We start from the raw sequence: 18,551 nt of genomic DNA, 5'->3' as shown, positions 1-18,551 counted from the left end.
CCTTGTCGACATTTTTAGCTTAACGACGGATGAGATCGGATTCCCGGCCGACCCACCCCAGCGATGTTCGGATCTCGCGACCCGCTTTCTCCAGCCGGCGCCGTGATCGGCCGCGGCACCTTCCACCGCCGGGTCGAATCCAGACCCGACCGGCGTAACTCGCCGCTCGCGACGAATCTGCCGCGAGCGGATCAATTTTTCCAGGCGATTGACCGCCGAAGTCTCCGACCCTGTCAGTGATCGGTCTGCTGCGCCATCCCCAAATAGACGATTGACAGCACGGCAAAGATGAAGGCTTGCAGGAACACGATCAGCAGATGGAACACGCTCCAGATGAAACCGCCCAGGAAATGCAGCGGCGCCCAGACCGCGACCATCGCGCTCGGCGGCGATAGCGCCGACAGCGTCAGCATCGCCAGCAGCGCGAAGATCAGCTCGCCCGCGAACATGTTGCCGAACAGTCGAAGCGCGAGACTCACCGGCTTGGACAGATCGTCAATCAGGGTCGTGAGAATGTTAGCCGGCGCCGCGTATTTGCCGTACGGATGCGTCAGGAAACGTTTGACGTAACCCTTGGCGCCGTTCGCACGGAACTGGTAGTACACCATGATCGCGAACACCACGATCGCCATGGCGAACGGCGTATCCAGCGCGGCGGTCGGCACGATACGGAAGTAGACATGCTCGAAGCCGAGCAGATGACCGATACCACCGAGCACGCTCGGCACGAGGTCGACCGGAATGATGTCGGCCAGGTTCATGGCCGCCACCCACAGAAAGATCGTCAACGCCATCGCGCCCACGAAATCGTTGCGCTTGTGGAAGACCTGGCCTACCTGGTCGCTGACGTATTCCACGCCGGCTTCCATCGCCATCTGAATGCCGCTCGGGTCCTCGACCGTGAGCCGCTTGCGAATGAATAGCGCAAGCAGGGCCACCAGCCCGGCGCAAATCAGCCCGACGATGATCAAATCGATCGTGAACGCGCCGAAGTCGACCAGCCCGGACGGCTGATGATCCGCCGTGCAGCCGACACACCAGTCGGTCAGATGATGCGTGATGTATTCGGCCGAACCGCCGCCGCTATTGGCCATCGTATCGTCTTCCCATCAGTTCGAGCATGTATCGACGCATCGGCCCGGCGGCCAGATAGTAGGCCAGCTCTGATACGCCGAACCCGATCAACATCGGCACCGGCACGAGGCCCAGCACACCAATTCCCACCGCGAACGCGATACATACCATGATCATGCGTTCTGCCGCGCCTAGAACGAGCCACCGCATGGCCCGGTCCGAGCGCGAAGCCTGGCCGATTCGCCAAGCCAGCATTAACGTCATGATCAATGCGACAAGCCCACCGTAGATCGCGGCTACAGCGGCACCACTCCCATAAACCACGCTTACCAGGATCGCCACACATACAGCGGCGACCGACTGCATGAGCAGCAATCGAGTCACTACGTTTCGCATCGATTGTCGCTCGCTGAGGCTGCGTTCCCGGACGCGTTGTTCCCTTTGTTCGAGCCGCGAGGCTACCTTGTTTCACTCGCGGATTTCAACAAGTTTTCGGGTCGCCCCGAAGAATTTGCGAGTTAGCTCCAGTTGGCGCGTAGTTACGCGCACGCTCCATGTACATGACAACCAATTCGAGACCAATGTGGTATCGATTCCACGCTCGATGACTGTCAGTCGAAGCGTCCCACGAGGGCATCCAGCTCTTCGGCCGATTTATAGCGAATGACCACGCGCCCGCCGCCGCGACGATCGGGCTCGATGCGCACGCCGGCCTCCAGCCGCTTGGCCAGGCTCGATTCCAGGCGTTCGACCGTGGCGTCGCGTTCGGGCTTCGGCGCGGCCGACGTCTCGCCGGCGAGCATGGTGCGCACCAGCGATTCGGTCTGGCGTACGGTCAGGCGACGGGCGACCACGCGCTCGGCCGCGGCGGATTGTTCGTCGCCCGTCAGCGCCAGCAGCGCGCGTGCATGGCCCATCTCGATCTCGCCGCCCCGCAGCCGATCGGCGACATCGGCATTCAGATCCGCAAGACGCAGCAAGTTCGACACCGAGGCCCGCGAACGGCCCACGGCTTCAGCGCAGGCGGCATGCGTCATGCCGTATTCCTCGATCAGGCGCTTGAGCGCGGCCGAGATTTCCAGCGGGTTGAGATCCTCGCGCTGAATGTTCTCGATCAGGGCGATCGCCATGGCCGCGTCATCGGCGAGTTCGCGCACCACCGCGGGCACGGTTTCGAGCCCGGCCATGCGGGAGGCGCGCCACCGGCGTTCGCCGGCGATGATCTCGTAGCGCTCGGGATCGTCGTCGCGTCGACGCACAACCAGCGGCTGGACCACACCCTGCGCCCGAATGGACGCGGCCAGCGCTTCCAGCGCATCGGCGTCCATGTCGCGGCGCGGCTGATAGCGCCCGGGCGAGAGATCGTCGAGCGCGACTTCGGTCAGCGCGCCGGAAGCCGCCGCCTGTTCATAGTCGTTCGCAAGCAGGGATTCCAGGCCCCGGCCGAGGCCCCGCTTCTTCTGTGCCATAGCTTCGCCCTGATGGTCTGGCGCCGCCGCCCGTCGTACGCAACGCGCTGGCGGCCTGTCGGCTGTTGCCACTCATTGTAAAACCACGCGGCAGCCGGTTTCGGCCCACCGCCACGTTACGACGGGCGCGACGGTGCGCGCCTGGCGCTAGCGCTTACCGCGTCGCCCGAACAGCGAGGATACCGCACGCCGCGCGCCCCCGGTCGGCGCGGTCATCACTTCGCTGTCGTCGCGCCCCAGCAATTCGGCGGCCAGCGATCGATAGGCGGCCGAGCCGGTGGCGCTGCTGTCGTATTCCAGTACCGACAAGCCATGGCTCGGCGCCTCGGCCAGACGTACGTTACGCGGGATCACGGTCTTGTAGACCGAATCGCCGAAATAGTCGATCAGCTGCGCCGATACATCGCCGGTGAGCCGGTTGCGCCCGTCGTACATGGTGCGTAACACGCCCTCGACGGTCAGCTCGGGATTGATGCGCTGGCGCACGCTGTCGATCGTCTCCAGCAACGCCGACAACCCTTCAAGCGCGTAGTACTCGCACTGCATGGGAATGATCACCCCGCGCGCCGCGACCAGCGCGTTCACGGTGAGCATCGACAGGGCCGGTGGGCAGTCAATTACGACATAGTCGAAGCTGTCGGCGATCGAAGCCAGGGCGTTCTTCAAGGCCGAGCGCCCGCCGCCACGCTCGCGCAGACCGACTTCGGCCGCGGTCATGTCGCCATTGGCGCCGAGCAGATAGAACGAGCCGTCGGCCACCACTTCCAGCGCTTCCGCCACGCCCTTGTCGCCGAGCAGAAAATCGCAGACCGTCGCCTCGAGCGCGTTCTTGTCCACGCCCACGCCCATGGTGGCATTGCCCTGGGCATCCATATCGACCAGCAGCACGCGCTGCTCGGCCTCGGCCAGGGCGGCGGCCAGATTGATCGCGGTGGTGGTCTTGCCCACACCGCCTTTCTGGTTGGCTATGGCGATGATATTGCTCATGAAAACATGCCTGGCGTTTGGCGCCGGTGAAACAACCCCGAGTCGTGCGCGACCCGAGTCTATCGCATGCGCGAACGAGCCGTGACCGGCCCGAACGGCTGATCGCTAGATCAACCCGGGTTCGAGAATCGCCACATGCCGCTCTGCGCCGAGCCCCGGCACGGTCACGGCCACGGTTTCGACATGCCGGAAATCCAGCGGCAAATCATCCATTTCAGCGGCCGGATCGCGCCCTTTCATGAGCACGAACCGGCCGCCTGGCGCGATCAGATGACCCGAGCCGCGCACGGTATCGCCGGCGGTGGCAAAAGCGCGCGTGATGACGCAGTCGAAACGCCGCGCGGGTTTGAAGTCCTCGACCCGCGACTGAACCACCTCGACATTCTCCAGGCCGAGCTGACGCCGCACGTGACGCAGAAACGACGCCTTCTTGCGATTCGATTCCACCAGCGTAACCGCCAGCTGCGGCCGCGCAATCGCCAGCACCAGCCCGGGCAGCCCCGGCCCGGCACCGACGTCGGCCAGATTGGCGCCCACCACGAAATCCGATACGGCCAGACAATCCAGCAGATGCCGCGTCACCATCGCCTCCGGATCGCGTACGGCGGTGAGATTGTAGGTCGCGTTCCAGGTGTTCAGCTCGCGCAGATAATCGATCAGGCGGTCGCCCGTCTCGGCCTCGCCCGACATGCCCAGTGCGTCCATCCCGGCATGCAACCGTTGTGCACAGGCGTTCCAGTCGGTCATGGCCATGATGATCGATCCCCCGATGTGATCCCGGCAAAGCCGGGCAGCATACCGTTTTTCAAGCCGAGACGTGGCCGGCACCCTCCAGCCGGGGCGACAAATCCGCGACCGCGGGCCGCACGTGCAGCTCTGTGCCGTCGAACAGCCAGACACCGCCGCCGGGCAGCGTGAGCACGCGTCGGATCAGTACCGCAGCCGCCAGCGCGTCAGCCGTCCAGACCGCTCAGGCGTTGCCGCGGGCCTCGATCTTGGCCCAGGTGTCGCGCAGGGCGACCACGCGATTGAACACCGGCGCGCCCGGGGCATGCTCATAGCGATCGGCCACGAAATAACCGGTGCGTTCGAACTGGAGCCGGGTTTCCGGCGCGACCTCGGCCGCATCCGGCTCGATCCAGCAGCCGCGGTGTACGGTCAGCGAGAACGGGTTCAGGCCGTCGAGCAATTCTTCTTCGCGGGCCGGATTTTCGACCGAGAACAGCCGGTCGTAGACGCGGACCAGCGCCTGCTTGCCATGCGTCGCCGACACCCAGTGGATCACGCCCTTGGGCTTGCTGCCGTCGGCCGGATTGGCGCCGAGCGTGTCCGGATCATAGGTGCAGTGCACCTCGACGATCTCGCCGGCGTCGTTCTTGACCACGTCCTGCGCTTCGATGACGTAGGCATTGCGCAGCCGCACCTTCTTGCCGAGCACCAACCGCTTGTACTTCTTGTTGGCCTCCTCGCGGAAATCCTCTTTCTCGATATAGATCTCGCGGGTCAGCGGCAGGCGGCGCTCGCCCATGTCGTCACGATTGGGATGGCCGGGCGCGGTGAGCGTTTCCACATGGCCTTCCTCCCAGTTGGTGATGACCACCTTCAGCGGATCGAGCACGCACATCGCACGCGCGGCGTTGGTGTTCAGGTCATCCCGGATCGCGTGTTCCAGCAGCGCCGCGTCGACCGTGCCGCCGCTGCGCGACACCCCGACCATTTCGCAGAAATTACGAATGGATTCCGGCGTGTAGCCGCGCCGCCGAATACCGGAAATCGTCGGCATGCGCGGATCGTCCCAGCCGTCGACGATGTTTTCGTCGACCAGCCGGCGCAGCTTGCGCTTGCTGGTGATGGTGTAGTTGAGGTTCACCCGCGCGAACTCGTACTGCACCGGATGGCTCGGCACCGGCAGATGCTCGATCAACCAGTTGTAGAGCGGACGATGGTCTTCGAATTCCAGCGTACAGATCGAGTGCGTGACACCCTCGATAGCATCCGACTGGCCGTGCGCGAAGTCGTAGGACGGATACACGCACCATTTATTGCCGGTCTGGTGGTGCGCCTTGTTGCGAATACGATAGATGACCGGATCGCGCAGGTTGATATTGCCCGAGGCCATATCGATCTTCGCGCGCAGACTGGCCGTGCCCTCGGCATATTCGCCGTTCGCCATCGCCTCGAACATCGCACGCGACTCGACCGGGTCGCGGTCGCGATACGGGCTGTTTTTGCCCGGCTCGGTGAGCGTGCCGCGGTATTCGCGAATCTGTTCCGGCGAGAGCTCGTCGACGTAGGCCAGGCCGGCGTCGATCAATGTGAGCGCGTAGTCGTAGAGCGTATCGAAATAGCTCGACGTATAGCGCACCTCGCCGTCCCATTCGAAGCCCAGCCAGTGGATATCGGCCTGAATGGAATCGATGTATTCCTGGTCTTCGGCGTCCGGATTGGTGTCGTCGAAGCGCAGACGGCAACGGCCGCCGAAATGCTCGGCCAGCCCGAAGTTCAGGCAGATCGAGGCGGCGTGGCCGATATGCAGATAACCGTTCGGCTCGGGCGGAAACCGGGTCACCACCTCGCCGCGATGCTCGCCCGAGGCGATCTGCTCGGCGATCAGCGTGCGCAGGAAATTGGTACCGCCAGTCTTTTCGGCAGGGGCGTCGTGGGCGTCGTTGTTGCTCATAGCGGCCGGCTCGTCAATACGCGTCGCGAAGATCGACGAGCCATGCGGCCCGTCGACGAAACAGCGGCGAATTATAACGGGTTGAACGTCATCGCTGGCCGCCCCGGGGCCGGCTCGCCCCGATTCACCGGGCTCGCGATCTCTTGATACCGCGCTTTCGCGCGTCGTTAAATTATTAATGAACGATTCATACGATGCGCCTAGACTGGCTTCAGTATCACGAAACGAGCATCGCGCTCGGCACGGAGATCCTCATGAACAAGACGAATACCCAGTCTCGCTCGCGCTGGCTCACGCGGTTCAGCGCGCCGCTGGCCGTCCTGGCGCTGCTCGCCACCGGCATCGGTGCCGCCCAGGCCCACGACTTCGATCACTATCGACACCACGATCGTGACGACATGCATCGCACGTTTCATCGCGATCACGACCATTACCGGGATCACGACCGGCGCGACTATCGCCACTATCGCTACGACCGGGACCATCGCTACGGCTGGCGCGGCGAGCATCGCGATCACTATGATCATCGCCGTTATGGCGACGATCATCGCTATGACCATCGCTACGCCCGCGACGGCTGGCACCACGACGACGATGACCGCGGCGTGTTTGGCCGCTGGTAGTCAGCGGCTACGGTCGGCGACGATCCTGACGTCTCAGGATCGATCGCCGGCCGCTTCCGGAAAGTAGGCGTCCTCCAGAAAATCGGCCACTTTCGCGTAGTGATCGTGTTCCAACCCGCGAATCACGCGCTGCATGCTCGATCGAATCACCCGCATCGCGCCCTTCAGCCCGTAGTCGATGCTCTTGCGCGTTGCGAACCCCACGCCCAGCGATCGTAGCGGTCGCTGAAAATGATAGTCGAAGGACGTCTCGGTCAATTCGAGGATGAGTTCGACGACATGGTCGCGATGCACCTGCTCGGGCGCATGCCGCAGATCCTTGATGGTCTGCCGAGCACGATCGGCCAGCTCGCCGGAAATCGGGCATCCGATAACGGGTTCAGCCATGGTCTCCTCCTGTGTCAGCCCCGCCTGGTCGTTCAGACAACGAATAGATCGGTGAAATCCGGTACGGCCGTGGCTTCGGTCCGGGCCTGATCGGCGACGATCTCGTGAATCCGGCCTGCGTTCTTCGGCGCGATCTTGAGCGCCAAATTGGCCGCGAACTTTTTCTTGAGCTCGGGAATCCCCTCGTCGCGACGCCGGCGATGCCCGATCGGATAGTCGACGGAGACGTTCTCGGTCGCCGATCCGTCGTTGAAGAACACCTGCACGGCATTGCCGATGGCGCGCTTGTCGGCTTCCAGATACTCGCGCGTAAAGCGCTCGTTCTCGACTACTTCCATCTTGGCGCGCAGCGCATCGATCCTCGGATCGGCGGCGACATTGTCTTCGTAGTCAGCTGCGGTCAGGCGACCGAAGATGAGCGGAACCGCCACCATGTACTGAATGCAGTGGTCGCGATCGGCCGGGTTATCCAGCGGGCCGGTCTTGTCGATGATGCGCACGCCGGATTCCTGGGTCTCGATCCGGATACGGTCGATATCGTCGAGCCGGTCGACCACTTCCGGGTGCAACGTCAGTGCGGCCTCTACCGCAGTCTGGGCATGGAATTCGGCCGGGAAGCTGATCTTGAACAGGATCTGCTCCATGACATAGCTGCCGAAGTCCTGGCCGAGCGTGATTTCTTCACCACGGAACAGCGCATCCTGAAAACCCCAGGTCGGCGCGGTCAGCGCCGACGGATAGCCGATTTCGCCGCGCAGCACACGCAACGCCAGCAGCACGCCGCGCGAGGTCGCGTCGCCGGCCGCCCAGGACTTGCGCGGGCCGGTATTGGGCGCATGGCGATAGGTGCGCAGCGCGCCGCCATCGATAAACGCGTGGCTCACCGCGTTGGTCACCTCGTCCCTGGTCCCGCCGAGCATCTGCGTGACCACGGCACAGGTGGCGATGCGCACCAGCAGGACGTGATCCAGACCGACCCGGTTGAAGCTGTTTTCGAGGGCCAGCACGCCCTGGATTTCATGCGCCTTGACCATGGCCACCAGCACATCACGCAGGGTCAGCGGGGCCTCGCCCCGGGCAATGTTGCGCCGGGAGACATAGTCGGCCACGGCGAGGATGCCGCCGAGGTTGTCCGACGGATGACCCCATTCCGCAGCCAGCCAGGTGTCGTTGAAGTCCAGCCAGCGGATCATGCAGCCGATGTTGAAGGCAGCCGTCACCGGGTCCAGGGCATAGGACGTGCCCGGTACGCGCGCGCCGTTGTCGAGTGTGGCGCCTTCGACCACCGGCCCCATGAGCTTGGTGCAGGCCGGGTAAGACAACGCCTGCAGGCCGCAGCCCAGAGTGTCGATCAGGCAGTAGCGGGCGGTTTCCAGGGCTTCGGCGCTGTCAATCTCGGCGTCGCAGACATAATCGGCGATGCGGGTGATGACGGTATCGAAGGGGACGCGCGAGGCGGAACGGTTATCGTGGCTCATAACACCTGCAGTTGGTTGAAATCGGATGCGACGGCTCGTCAGTCATTCGAATCGCTCGACGGGCCGGTCGTTTTCTTGTCCTGGGTCGTCTTGGCGGCCTGGCGTGGGCTGCGCGTTTTATTGGACGCGTTTTTCGCCCCGCTCTTGCTCTGCCGGGTGGCGCTGCGACCGCTGCCGGCGGCCTTGCCATCCCCGCTGGACTGGCTGGTTTTGGCCTGGCGGGGTTTGGCCCGGCTACGCGCGGACGTGCCAGTCGATCGTTTGCGAGCCTCAGTCTTGGCTTGGGTCTTGGCTTGGGTCTTGGCTTGGGTCTTGGCTTGGGTCTTGGCTTGGGTCTTGGCTTGGGTCTTGGCTTGGGTCTTGGCTTGGGTCTTGCCCTGACTCCGGGCCTTGGTCGGGGCCGGTTGAGCGGGCGTGGCCTCCGCCGGTTCGGCGGCGCTTGCTGCCGGCGCGCTGGCCGGCTGACCGTAGAGTTGGCGCAGCTCGTCCAACGCTTCGCCGGCATAGACCGCGATATGCTGCAGCGACGGCAGGCTGTCGCGACAACCGATGAAGCCGAAGCCCAGCGTATCGGCATAGCCGTGCACGGTGATGTTCAGCGCCTGACCGTGGGTGACCAGCGACGTCGGGTAGAACACCTCCATCTCGGCGCCATTGATATACAGCGGCTTGCGCGGCCCCGGCAGGTTGGACACGGTCACGTTGAATACCGGCCGCGTCCGCCCGGCCATGCCGGAAACCAGCGACAGGATATACGGCGACATCAACGCGATCGTGTACTGGGTGATCGCCGAAGCGGATAACTTCTCCAGGCTTGCCTTGGCCGCCCGCGTCGACGCTGCGATCGTCTCGAAGCGCTTGCGCATGTCGGGCTCGTCCGTGGCCAGCGTCGAAATGATGAACGTAATGGCATTACCGTGCTCATCCTGGTCGTCGCTGTCGGCCGTGCGTACGGATACCGGGATACCCGCAGTCAGTGCCTTTTTCGGCAGCGCGTTGATCTCGAGCAGATAGCGCCGCAGCGCCGTGCCGCAGATCGTGAGCACGATATCGTTGACCGTGCCGCCGGCGTTGCGCGCTAGCCCACGCAGCTCGGCCAGCGAATACAGCTGGGTCGCATACCGTCTGGGCGCGGTGATCCGGCCGTTGAGCACCGAACTCGGCGCGGCAAACGGCAGCCCCATCGCATTGCTGCCGGAGCGAGCCGCCCGCAGCATATCGCGGACCACGCCCGCGAATCCGGAAAGCGACGTCACCTGTTCCCGGGTGCCGCCGATCATCTGGGCGACCGCGCGATACAGGCCGGGGCGGACTTCCTCGGGCGGCTTACGCGGTCGCTTCTTCGGCTCGATCGCCCAGAACGGCGGTCGACCGCGGGTTTCGGCCGTGCCGTCGAGCGCGCGCGCCAATAGCCGCATGCCGGCCACACCATCGATCAGCGAATGATGCACCTTGAGGTAGATCGCGAAGCGCCGGTCCTCCAGGCCCTCGATCAGATGGCATTCCCACGGCGGATAGTCGAAGTCGATCGGGTGACTGTGCAGCCGCGAAGTCAGCGTACCCAGTTCAAGTTCGCCGCCGGGCGACGGCAGCGCCGAATGCCGGAAGTGATAGTCGACATCGATTTCGTCGAGCAGCTCCCATTCGGGCACGACGCTGCGCAGGCGGCCGGAGCGCAAACGCTGATTCCAGGGGCGAAAGGCCGTTGGGTAACGTCGCCAGTGCTCGACCAGGCGCTCACAGAAATCCGCCGGCGCATCGTCGGGGATCTTGAATGTCAGCAGCCCGCCGACCTGCATCGGCGCGTTGGGCGTTTCCACGTTGAGCCAGGCGGTATCCACCAGATTGAGTCGTTTCGTCTGCATAGCGCACCTCGCGCGCCGCTGTTGTCCTGGCCCGCCATGATAGAAACGGGCGCTCAGTTTCGAGCATACGCCGTTGCCCGGCCCGCGATATCCGCTCTTTCGCCGATGTCACGGCAGGCCGGTCATCGCGCGCGATCTCAGCCGACGGCGGCGGTGATGAACAGGGCCACGGTGCAGGCCGTGGCGGCGAACCAGACCAGGCTGCGCAACGTGGCGCGGTCGGTGATATAGCACCAGCCGTAGATCAGCCGCAGGAGGATGAACAGCACCGCCAGCGTATTGACGGCCCCGATCGCGCCGCCCGCGATCACAGCGATGATCACGCCGGCCGCGAACGGCGGGAACGCCTCGAAGCTGTTGAGCTGCGCCCAGTAGGCGCGTTTCTGGGCGCCTTCGGTGCGATCCAGCCATTCGCGCGGCGTATGGTTTTCGCGCGGGCCCATCTTGTTCTTGCCGGCGAATTTCGCGTAGCCGATGAAGCCCAGCGGCATGAAGGCGGCGATCAGCACGCACCAGTAAGCCAGAATCATACGGTTCTCCTTATTATGGTTGACGGTCTCGACACGATCAGCCGCGTGCGTCGATGGGCACGAATTCGCGCGTGTCAGGCCCGATATAATCGGCGCTCGGGCGAATCAGGCGATTGTCGGCCCGCTGCTCGAAGATATGTGCCCCCCAGCCGGTCAGTCGCGAGATCACGAAGATCGGCGTGAACAGTTCGGTCGGAATGCCGAGAAAGTTATAGGCCGTGGCGTGATAGAAATCGGCATTGGGGAACATGCCTTTTTCATCCTGCATGACCTGCTCGAGGCGCTCCGAGATCGCATACAGATTGCGCCGCTCGGGATCGTCGCCGGCCAGCTGTTCCGACCAGGCCTTGATGATGGGATTGCGCGGGTCGCCGGTCTTATAGACCCGGTGCCCAAAGCCCATGATCTTTTCCTTGTTCGCCAGCATCCGGCGCAGCCCGGCCTCGGCATCATCCGGATCGGAGAACGACTCGATCAGCGCCATGGCTTTTTCGTTGGCGCCGCCGTGCAGCGGACCGCGCAGCGCGCCGATCGCCCCGACCACGGCCGAGTAGAAATCCGACAGCGTGGCCGTGATCACCCGCGCGGTGAAGGTCGAGGCGTTGAATTCATGCTCGGCATAGAGAATCAGCGAGGTCGACATCGCCTTGATCGATTCTTCGTCCGGCCGCACGCCGTGCAGCAAATGCAGGAAATGCGCGCCGATACGGTCGTCGTCGGTCTCGACCTCGATGCGGTCGCCCGAATGGGTGAAGTGATACCAGTACAACAGCATCGACGGAAATGCGGCCAGCAGCCGATCGGCCACATCGTGCTGCTGGGCGGCCGGATCGTTTTCCTGCTCGATCGTGCCCAGCACCGAGGCACCGGTGCGCATCACATCCATCGGATGCGTATCGGCCGGCAGCACTTCCAGCGCGGTCTTCACGCCTTGCGGCAGGCCGCGCCGCGCCGCCAGGCGCCGCTTGTAGTCCTCCAGCTGGGAGCGCGTCGGCAGCTCGCCGTAGAGCAACAGATAAGCCACTTCCTCGAACTCGGCGCGGCGCGCCAGATCGTCGATGGCATAGCCGCGATAGGTCAGTCCGACGCCTTCCTTCCCGACCGTGCAGATGGCGGTCTTGCCGGCGGTCACGCCCGCCAGGCCGGCGGTATTCTGGCTCTGTGCCATGACAGAAACTCCTCGTGGTTTGTTATTGCTTCCAGCTTGGCGCGCTCAGCGCGTGACGTCGACCACCGTGCGGCCGCTGTGCTCGCCGGCCATGATCGCCTCGCAGACCGCCTGAACATCGTTCAGACCGATGGTTTCATGGGCGATGCGATCCAGCCCTGCCGGCTTGAGCTCGCCGGCCAGATCGCCCCAGACCGCCTCGCGGCGCGGTGCCGGGCATTCCACCGAATTGATGCCGAGCAACGACACCCCCCGCAGGATGAACGGGAGCACGGTGGTCTCAAGCTTGGGCCCGGCGGCCAGTCCAATGGCTGCGACATTGCCGAATTGCACGATATGCCCGAGCAGATCGGCCAGTACCGGGCCACCGAGCGCATCGATTGCGCCGCCGTAGGTCTCGGAGCCGAGCGGCTTGCCGCCGAGATCGAGCGTATCCGGCGCGATGACGTCGGTGGCCCCGAGTTCGCGCAGCGCCGGGCCCTGGGCCTCGACGCGACGCGTCACCGCCACCGGCGAAAACCCGGCCTGGGCCAGCATCTGGATGGCGAACATACCGACCCCGCCGGACGCGCCGGTGACCAGGATCGGGCCGGCCTCAGGGCTCTGGAAGTTGTCGCGCAGCCGCGAGATCGCCAGGCCCGCGGTGAAACCGGCCGTGCCCAGCGCCATGGCTTCCCAGGCCGTAAGGCCGGCCGGCAGTGCGGTCACGCAATGTGCGGGCACGCGCACGTAGTCGGCCAGGCCGCCGTCGCGAGTTTCCGACAGTTGCCAGCCGGTCACCAGCACCTCGTCGCCGGGCGCGAACCGCGTGTCATCGCTGGCCTGCACCACGCCGGCCACGTCGATGCCGGCATTGAGCGGCCGCTTGCGCGCGATCTTGCCGGCCCCGGTGATCGCCAGGGCGTCCTTGTAGTTGAGACTGGAATAACGCGACTCGATCACCACCTCGCCGGCGGTCAGATCGGCCTGTTCCATCTCCGTGATCCGGCCGCGCGGGCCGTCCTCGGTGTCGATGATCCGCAGTGCTCTCACGGCGCGCTCCGTGGTTAAGTGAAAACACCGCTTTTTTAACACAGCATGCCGAACGAACAAGCTTGAGCGCGAATCGGGCTCGGCGTAGGCTTGCCGCATCATCCAACCACCGCTGATCCGCGATGAGTGACAACGTCTATAAGTCCATCGAACTGACCGGTTCCTCCGAAACCAGCCAGGAAGATGCCGTGCGCAAGGCCGTTGCCGAAGCCTCGAAGAGCATCAAGAACATGCGCTGGTTCCAGGTGGTCGACACCCGGGGCCACATCGAGGATGACGAGATCGCGCACTGGCAGGTGACGGTCAAGATCGGCTTCACCCTCGCCAGCTGACCGAAGATGAGCGACCAACCCAGCGCCTGGCAGGGCGACCTGGACCGGGCCGACCTGATCGAAGCCAACGTCCCGGCCGATCCGCTCGCCCTGTTTGCAGACTGGTACGCCAGCGCCGCCGACTGCGGGCTGCGCGAACCGACGGCCATGACGCTGGCCACGGTCGACCCCGACGGTAGCCCTTCGGCCCGCATCGTGCTGCTGAAGGGCTTCGACGACGCCGGGTTCCGCTTCTATACCAACTACCAGAGCGACAAGGGCACAGCGCTGGCCGCGAACCCGCGGGCCGCATTGGTGTTCTGGTGGGAACCGATCGAGCGTCAGGTCCGCGTGACCGGCGCGGTGAGCAAACTGGATGCAGCCACCTCGGATGCCTATTTCCAGCGTCGCTCCCGCGGCAGCCGGCTCGGCGCCCATGCGTCGCTGCAGAGCCAGCGGCTGGCCGATCGAGCCGAACTGGACCAGCGGCTGGCCGACGTCGAGGCGCGTTTCGCCGATCGTGAAGTGCCGCGCCCGGATCACTGGGGCGGCTATCTCGTCGCGCCGGAGCGCATCGAGTTCTGGCAGGCGCGACGCAGCCGACTGCACGATCGGCTACGCTATGTCCGGGACGAATCAACAGGTTGGCGCATCGAGCGCCTGTCGCCCTGATCGCCCGCTACCCGATGCGCCTTTCGGCGTGGCCGTACCGGCCCACCGCTGTCGTTTGGAGATGAAATGAGTCTGTTGCGTTTGGTTGCCCGGCTGGCCTGCCTGTGTCTTGTTGTTGCCATTACCACGCCGGCGCTGGCCGCCGTGTACGACATGCCGCCCCCCGGTTCGGACGTCGTCGGCAAGCTGCAACACATCAAGACCAAGAAATCGGATACGTTCGTCGCCCTGGCCCGTAAATACGATGTGGGCTATCGCGACCTGCGCGAAGCCAACCCGAACGTCGACCCGTGGCTGCCCGGCGACGGCACGCCGCTGGTGATCCCGACCGAATACGTCCTGCCCAACGTGCCGCGCAAGGGCATCGTAATCAATCTGCCCGAGATGCGGATCTATTATTTCCCGCCCAAGGGAAGCAAATACGCCGGCAAGGTTTTCACCTTTCCCGTAGGCATCGGCCGCCAGGGCTGGGCCACGCCGGTGACGCACACCCACGTGGCACAGAAGATTCCGAACCCGACCTGGACGCCCCCGGCCTCGATCAAGGCCGAGCATGCCAAGAAAGGCGATCCGCTGCCCGACGTGGTCCCCGCCGGCCCGAACAACCCGCTCGGGCAGTACGCCCTGCGCCTGGGCCTGCCGTCATACCTAATTCACGGCACCAACAAGCCGGCGGGCATCGGCATGCATGTCTCCCACGGCTGTATTCGCCTGTTCCCGGAGGATATTTCCACGCTGTTCGCACTCGTGCCCAAGGGCACGCCCGTGAACATCGTGAGCGAACCCTACAAAGTCGGCTGGCAAGGCAATACGCTGATGATGGAGGTGCATCCGCCCCATCCCGAAGGCGACAGTAAGCCCGTGCAGTCCTACACGCCGTGGGTACAAGCGCTGATTGCGGCGACCAAGGACGAGCCCAAGGCGCCGGTCGATTGGGAGACGGCCGAGAAGGTCGTACAACAGGGCCGTGGCATCCCCGAGGCGATCGGCACCGATCCACGCAAGCACAATCCGAACACCACGTCGCACTCCGACGCGGCGTCGAGCTGATTCGATCCGCCGGCCCCACCGTTCCGGCTCGGCTTAGACCGGGTCGAGGACCTCGCCGGGCGGACACAAAAAAGCCCTGCCAAACGGCAGGGCTTTTTTACAAGCGGGACAAGCCCGCCCGCTTAAGCGCTTACTTCTGCTGAGAAGTCTGGAACATACGCTCCATACGCTGCGAGTTGGCCTGAGCCATCGACTTCGCTTCGTTGGCGGTCTGCAGCGCCTGGTTGGCGGTCTGCTGAGCCTCGTTGGCGGTCGACTGGGCCGATTCGGCCTTACGGGTGGCCTGGTCGATCTGCGACTGCATCGGGCCGTTCTGGCTGGCACAACCAGCAGCGGCGGCGACGATGCCGGCAGCGAAGGCAGTCTTCAAAACCGTCTTGATCATAATAGCAACTCCTGATTATTGCTTTGCTCCGACCGGAAACCCCCGACCGTGCTGACTAAATCTAGCATAACTTCGGTTCGATGTTGATACGATCAGGCCTCGCGCCCCACGGGTTCTGAATCGAGGAGACCAGGCATGAGTGATAGCCGGGTACACGAAACTGAAATCAAACTGAACGACAATGCCCGGCTTGGCCGCCTGACTTTGGACAACCCGGCTGCCCTGAATGCTCTGCGGCTGGAGATGGTCGAGGCCATTCAGTCCGCGATCGATCGCTGGGAGTCGCGCGAGGATATCGTCGCCATTCTGATCGACGCCGACTCGGACAAGGCTTTTTGTGCCGGCGGCGATATCGTCAATCTGTATCGAGCCACGACCGGGGCAATCGAGGCCGACTATCCCTATCGTTTCTTTACCCACGAGTACCGCCTCTGCCACGACCTGCGTCGTCTGAACACACCGTGCATCGCCTGGGGCCACGGTATCGTGATGGGCGGTGGCATGGGCGTGTTTTCCGGCGCCTCGCATCGCGTGGTCACCGGCAGCAGCCGTCTGGCCATGCCCGAAATCAAGATCGGGTTGTTTCCAGACTGTGCGGCTACCTGGTTCTTCAATCGTATGCCGCGTTATCTGGCTCGTTTCATCGCTTTCACCGGCACGACGCTCGGCGCCGCCGATGCGTTGTTCACGGGGCTGGCCGATCATGCGATCGGGCACGATGCCAAACCGGATGTGATCGAGGCGCTGGCGGCGGTTCCGGACTGGTCGGACCCCGCGGCGGCCGTGACCGACGCACTGCGCTGGGCCGAGGCGAACCGGCCGGCCGCCACTGCAGGCGAGGCACCGATCGCGGGGCATCTGGATGCCCTACGCGCCGCGACCGCCGGCGCCGATCTCGAAACGATCGTCGCCGGCCTGTCGGCCTTGGCGGACGCCGACGACCCCTGGCTGGCCGAAGCCGGCGCGAACATCGCCGCGGGCTGCCCGGTCACGGCGCATCTCATCCATCGTCAACTCGAAGGGGGCGCATTGCTCTCGCTCGCCGAGGTGGCTCGCACGGAGTTGGCCATGGCGCTGCAATGCTGCGCGCGGCCCGATCTTCCGGAAGGCGTACGCGCCCTGCTGATCGACAAGGATCGCCAGCCGCGCTGGCGCTATACCCGGGTAGCCGATGTGCCCACCGAATATGTCGATGCCCATTTCGAGCCCGCCTGGACCGGGCCACACCCGTTCGAGGACCTCGCGCCAGCGCAGCTCTGACCCAGCGACGGCGCTGCGGTACTTTTATGACGAACAGCTCAACACCAGCCCCCGCGCCCAGTCCGGCGGCAGGCGCGCATAGTCTGCATGTTCCGGCTGCTCGTCGAAGGGGTGGCGCAAAATCGCGTGCAGGCGTTCGATTTCGCTGTAGTCCCCGTCCTGGGCGCGCTCGATGGCGTGCTGCGCCAGATAATTCCGCAGCACATACTTCGGATTGGTCAGTCGCATGCGCTCGGCGCGCGCGGCGTCGTCCTCGCTCGTGTTGCCGAGCCGGGCACGCCAGTCGGCCAGCCACTCGTGCGCGCCGTCGCGATCGACAAACTCATCCACGAAAGGCGCGCCGGTCGCCTGCGGGTCGGCCGAGACATGGCCAAGCGCCCGGAAGGTGCGCGTGAAATCGGCGCCGTCGGCCGCCATGCGCTTGAGCAGGCGCTCGCTCAGTTCAGCATCGCCCTCGACCGTCTCGAGCAGGCCGAGCTTGGCGCGCATGCGGGCCTGATATGCCTCGTCGAACTGGCCGCGATAACGCTCGAGCAACGCCTGGCCGATCTCCACCGCCGCATCCGGCTCGTCCGCCAGCAACGGCAGGATGGCCTGCACGAAACGGCCGAGGTTCCACAGCCCGACGGCCGGCTGCTGCTGATAGGTATAGCGGCCGCCTTCGTCGGTATGGTTGCAGATCCACTGCGGGTCAAAGCTGTCCATGAAACCGAACGGGCCATAGTCCAGCGTCAGCCCCAGCACCGACATGTTGTCGGTATTCAGCACGCCATGACAGAAGCCCACGGCCTGCCAGTCGGCCACCAGTTCGGCGGTTACGGCGATCACGTGTTCGACCCAGGCACGATAGCGCTCATGGGTATTTTCGATCGCGGCGATTCGCGGATGATGTGTGGCGATAACGTGATCGGCCAACGGTGCGAGCTCGTCGAACTGCCGGTTGTAGAACAGCATTTCGAAGCTGCCGAAACGCACTAGCGACGGCGCGACCCGAGTCAGTATGGCCGAGGTCTCGACTGTTTCACGATAAACCGGTGCCTGGCTGCCGACGATGGCCAGCGCGCGTGTGGTCGGAATACCGAGGGCCGCCAGCGCTTCGCTGCCCAGATACTCGCGCACCGTCGAGCGCAGCACGGCCCGGCCGTCGGCAAACCGTGAATAAGGGGTCTTGCCCGCGCCCTTGAGCTGGATGTCGTAAACCTGCCCACGGGCGTTGACGACATCCCCCAGCGTGATCGCCCGGCCGTCGCCCAGCTGGCCCGCCCAGATGCCGAACTGATGCCCGCCGTAGCGATGCGACACCGGCGCCGCGCCCTCCGGGACGCGGTTGCCGGACAGCACCTCGGCATAGCCCTCGCGGCGCGCCCGATCGGCGTCGATATCCAGTAGCGCGGCCACATCGTCGTTGAACGCCACCGGATACGGTGCGTCGATGGCCGTCGGCTGTTGTTGCGTATACCAGGGCTCGCCCATGGCCGCGCCGCGGTTACGCCAATCGAGTGCCCAGAGGTCGCGTGTTTTCTGATTCGTGCTCATCCGTCGACGCTGGCGACGCCTGCAGGCTCATGCAAGCCCCGGAC

General features: G+C 64.6%; 19 protein-coding genes. 5 read left to right on the top strand and 14 right to left on the bottom strand.

Annotated elements, in window-relative coordinates; translation table 11 throughout:
- Positions 1–233: 233 nt before the first annotated feature.
- From atpB to C41B8_RS08385, 6 genes are all read right to left on the bottom strand, one after another.
- Entirely contained in the window at positions 234–1,094 is an 861-nt protein-coding gene (gene atpB / locus C41B8_RS08410; RefSeq protein ID WP_037336556.1) for a F0F1 ATP synthase subunit A, read from the bottom strand.
- Positions 1,084–1,470 (bottom strand): ATP synthase subunit I, encoded by a 387-nt coding sequence (locus C41B8_RS08405; RefSeq protein WP_084188720.1) that lies wholly within the window; start codon positions 1,468–1,470, stop codon positions 1,084–1,086. Before C41B8_RS08405 ends, atpB begins: the two co-directional genes overlap by 11 nt.
- A gap of 215 nt (positions 1,471–1,685) precedes the next feature.
- Complete coding sequence (locus tag C41B8_RS08400; RefSeq protein ID WP_037336551.1) at positions 1,686–2,543, bottom strand: ParB/RepB/Spo0J family partition protein; 858 nt, start codon at positions 2,541–2,543, stop codon at positions 1,686–1,688.
- 147 nt (positions 2,544–2,690) lie between these two features.
- Positions 2,691–3,530, bottom strand: a complete 840-nt coding sequence (locus tag C41B8_RS08395) for a ParA family protein (protein WP_037336548.1) — start codon at positions 3,528–3,530, stop codon at positions 2,691–2,693.
- Positions 3,531–3,635: 105 nt separating this feature from the next.
- A complete protein-coding gene (gene rsmG / locus C41B8_RS08390; RefSeq protein WP_198025124.1) occupies positions 3,636–4,283 on the bottom strand; it encodes a 16S rRNA (guanine(527)-N(7))-methyltransferase RsmG in 648 nt (215 codons plus the stop codon).
- Positions 4,284–4,500: 217 nt separating this feature from the next.
- Positions 4,501–6,228 (bottom strand): glutamine--tRNA ligase/YqeY domain fusion protein, encoded by a 1,728-nt coding sequence (locus C41B8_RS08385; RefSeq protein ID WP_415752833.1) that lies wholly within the window; start codon positions 6,226–6,228, stop codon positions 4,501–4,503.
- A 176-nt stretch (positions 6,229–6,404) separates the two neighbouring features.
- On the opposite strand from C41B8_RS08385, the gene C41B8_RS08380 reads away from it, so the two are divergent.
- A complete protein-coding gene (locus tag C41B8_RS08380; RefSeq protein WP_037336544.1) occupies positions 6,405–6,833 on the top strand; it encodes a hypothetical protein in 429 nt (142 codons plus the stop codon).
- 33 nt (positions 6,834–6,866) lie between these two features.
- On the opposite strand, the gene C41B8_RS19550 is transcribed toward C41B8_RS08380, so the two are convergent.
- The 6 genes from C41B8_RS19550 to C41B8_RS08345 form a co-directional block, all read right to left on the bottom strand.
- Positions 6,867–7,220 carry a hypothetical protein gene (locus C41B8_RS19550; RefSeq protein ID WP_051883284.1) on the bottom strand — a complete coding sequence of 118 codons (354 nt, stop codon included), beginning with the start codon at positions 7,218–7,220 and terminating at the stop codon, positions 6,867–6,869.
- Positions 7,221–7,252: 32 nt separating this feature from the next.
- A complete protein-coding gene (locus C41B8_RS08370; protein ID WP_037336542.1) occupies positions 7,253–8,698 on the bottom strand; it encodes a bifunctional 2-methylcitrate dehydratase/aconitate hydratase in 1,446 nt (481 codons plus the stop codon).
- A gap of 38 nt (positions 8,699–8,736) precedes the next feature.
- On the bottom strand, positions 8,737–10,563 hold the full coding sequence (locus C41B8_RS08360; protein WP_084188718.1) for a wax ester/triacylglycerol synthase family O-acyltransferase: 1,827 nt from the start codon (positions 10,561–10,563) through the stop codon (positions 8,737–8,739).
- Positions 10,564–10,700: 137 nt separating this feature from the next.
- Positions 10,701–11,093 carry an MAPEG family protein gene (locus C41B8_RS08355; RefSeq protein ID WP_037336540.1) on the bottom strand — a complete coding sequence of 131 codons (393 nt, stop codon included), beginning with the start codon at positions 11,091–11,093 and terminating at the stop codon, positions 10,701–10,703.
- A gap of 37 nt (positions 11,094–11,130) precedes the next feature.
- Positions 11,131–12,261, bottom strand: coding sequence for a bifunctional 2-methylcitrate synthase/citrate synthase (gene prpC / locus C41B8_RS08350; RefSeq protein WP_037336538.1), 1,131 nt, complete (start codon positions 12,259–12,261; stop codon positions 11,131–11,133).
- 45 nt (positions 12,262–12,306) lie between these two features.
- Positions 12,307–13,293 carry a YhdH/YhfP family quinone oxidoreductase gene (locus C41B8_RS08345; RefSeq protein WP_037336621.1) on the bottom strand — a complete coding sequence of 329 codons (987 nt, stop codon included), beginning with the start codon at positions 13,291–13,293 and terminating at the stop codon, positions 12,307–12,309.
- A gap of 122 nt (positions 13,294–13,415) precedes the next feature.
- Here C41B8_RS08345 and C41B8_RS08340 point away from each other — a divergent pair, with 122 nt between their 5' ends.
- The 3 genes from C41B8_RS08340 to C41B8_RS08330 all read left to right on the top strand — a co-directional run bounded on the left by C41B8_RS08340 (position 13,416) and on the right by C41B8_RS08330 (position 15,326).
- Positions 13,416–13,625 carry a dodecin gene (locus C41B8_RS08340; RefSeq protein WP_037336536.1) on the top strand — a complete coding sequence of 70 codons (210 nt, stop codon included), beginning with the start codon at positions 13,416–13,418 and terminating at the stop codon, positions 13,623–13,625.
- Positions 13,626–13,631: 6 nt separating this feature from the next.
- On the top strand, positions 13,632–14,276 hold the full coding sequence (gene pdxH, locus C41B8_RS08335; RefSeq protein WP_037336534.1) for a pyridoxamine 5'-phosphate oxidase: 645 nt from the start codon (positions 13,632–13,634) through the stop codon (positions 14,274–14,276).
- A 66-nt stretch (positions 14,277–14,342) separates the two neighbouring features.
- Positions 14,343–15,326, top strand: coding sequence for a L,D-transpeptidase family protein (locus tag C41B8_RS08330; protein WP_051883283.1), 984 nt, complete (start codon positions 14,343–14,345; stop codon positions 15,324–15,326).
- A gap of 130 nt (positions 15,327–15,456) precedes the next feature.
- Here the strand turns inward: C41B8_RS08330 and C41B8_RS08325 are convergent, their stop codons facing one another.
- The gene (locus tag C41B8_RS08325; protein WP_051883282.1) at positions 15,457–15,711 is read right to left on the bottom strand and encodes an Lpp/OprI family alanine-zipper lipoprotein; all 255 of its coding nucleotides are present in this window, start codon (positions 15,709–15,711) and stop codon (positions 15,457–15,459) included.
- Positions 15,712–15,846: 135 nt separating this feature from the next.
- Between C41B8_RS08325 and C41B8_RS08320 the strand changes: the two genes are divergently transcribed.
- Positions 15,847–16,971: an enoyl-CoA hydratase/isomerase family protein gene (locus C41B8_RS08320; protein WP_037336529.1), complete on the top strand. Its 1,125-nt coding sequence runs from the start codon at positions 15,847–15,849 to the stop codon at positions 16,969–16,971.
- A 24-nt stretch (positions 16,972–16,995) separates the two neighbouring features.
- On the opposite strand, the gene C41B8_RS08315 is transcribed toward C41B8_RS08320, so the two are convergent.
- Positions 16,996–18,507 carry a protein adenylyltransferase SelO gene (locus C41B8_RS08315; protein WP_037336528.1) on the bottom strand — a complete coding sequence of 504 codons (1,512 nt, stop codon included), beginning with the start codon at positions 18,505–18,507 and terminating at the stop codon, positions 16,996–16,998.
- Positions 18,508–18,551: the final 44 nt, after the last annotated feature.

The sequence above is a fragment of the Salinisphaera hydrothermalis C41B8 genome, from assembly GCF_000732535.1.
Classification (GTDB): Bacteria; Pseudomonadota; Gammaproteobacteria; order Nevskiales; family Salinisphaeraceae; genus Salinisphaera; species Salinisphaera hydrothermalis.
This window is presented reverse-complemented; position numbering and strand designations above follow the sequence as displayed.

Coding starts and splice junctions, on each gene's coding strand:
- C41B8_RS08405 (WP_084188720.1), bottom strand. CDS start 1,470: ATGCGAAACGTAGTGACTCGATTGCTGCTCATGCAGTCGGTCGCCGCT.
- C41B8_RS08355 (WP_037336540.1), bottom strand. CDS start 11,093: ATGATTCTGGCTTACTGGTGCGTGCTGATCGCCGCCTTCATGCCGCTG.
- C41B8_RS08380 (WP_037336544.1), top strand. CDS start 6,405: ATGCGCCTAGACTGGCTTCAGTATCACGAAACGAGCATCGCGCTCGGC.
- C41B8_RS08340 (WP_037336536.1), top strand. CDS start 13,416: ATGAGTGACAACGTCTATAAGTCCATCGAACTGACCGGTTCCTCCGAA.
- atpB (WP_037336556.1), bottom strand. CDS start 1,094: ATGGCCAATAGCGGCGGCGGTTCGGCCGAATACATCACGCATCATCTG.
- C41B8_RS08315 (WP_037336528.1), bottom strand. CDS start 18,507: ATGAGCACGAATCAGAAAACACGCGACCTCTGGGCACTCGATTGGCGT.
- C41B8_RS08320 (WP_037336529.1), top strand. CDS start 15,847: ATGAGTGATAGCCGGGTACACGAAACTGAAATCAAACTGAACGACAAT.
- rsmG (WP_198025124.1), bottom strand. CDS start 4,283: ATGGCCATGACCGACTGGAACGCCTGTGCACAACGGTTGCATGCCGGG.
- C41B8_RS08330 (WP_051883283.1), top strand. CDS start 14,343: ATGAGTCTGTTGCGTTTGGTTGCCCGGCTGGCCTGCCTGTGTCTTGTT.
- C41B8_RS08360 (WP_084188718.1), bottom strand. CDS start 10,563: ATGCAGACGAAACGACTCAATCTGGTGGATACCGCCTGGCTCAACGTG.
- C41B8_RS08325 (WP_051883282.1), bottom strand. CDS start 15,711: ATGATCAAGACGGTTTTGAAGACTGCCTTCGCTGCCGGCATCGTCGCC.
- C41B8_RS08400 (WP_037336551.1), bottom strand. CDS start 2,543: ATGGCACAGAAGAAGCGGGGCCTCGGCCGGGGCCTGGAATCCCTGCTT.
- C41B8_RS08370 (WP_037336542.1), bottom strand. CDS start 8,698: ATGAGCCACGATAACCGTTCCGCCTCGCGCGTCCCCTTCGATACCGTC.
- C41B8_RS19550 (WP_051883284.1), bottom strand. CDS start 7,220: ATGGCTGAACCCGTTATCGGATGCCCGATTTCCGGCGAGCTGGCCGAT.
- pdxH (WP_037336534.1), top strand. CDS start 13,632: ATGAGCGACCAACCCAGCGCCTGGCAGGGCGACCTGGACCGGGCCGAC.
- prpC (WP_037336538.1), bottom strand. CDS start 12,261: ATGGCACAGAGCCAGAATACCGCCGGCCTGGCGGGCGTGACCGCCGGC.
- C41B8_RS08395 (WP_037336548.1), bottom strand. CDS start 3,530: ATGAGCAATATCATCGCCATAGCCAACCAGAAAGGCGGTGTGGGCAAG.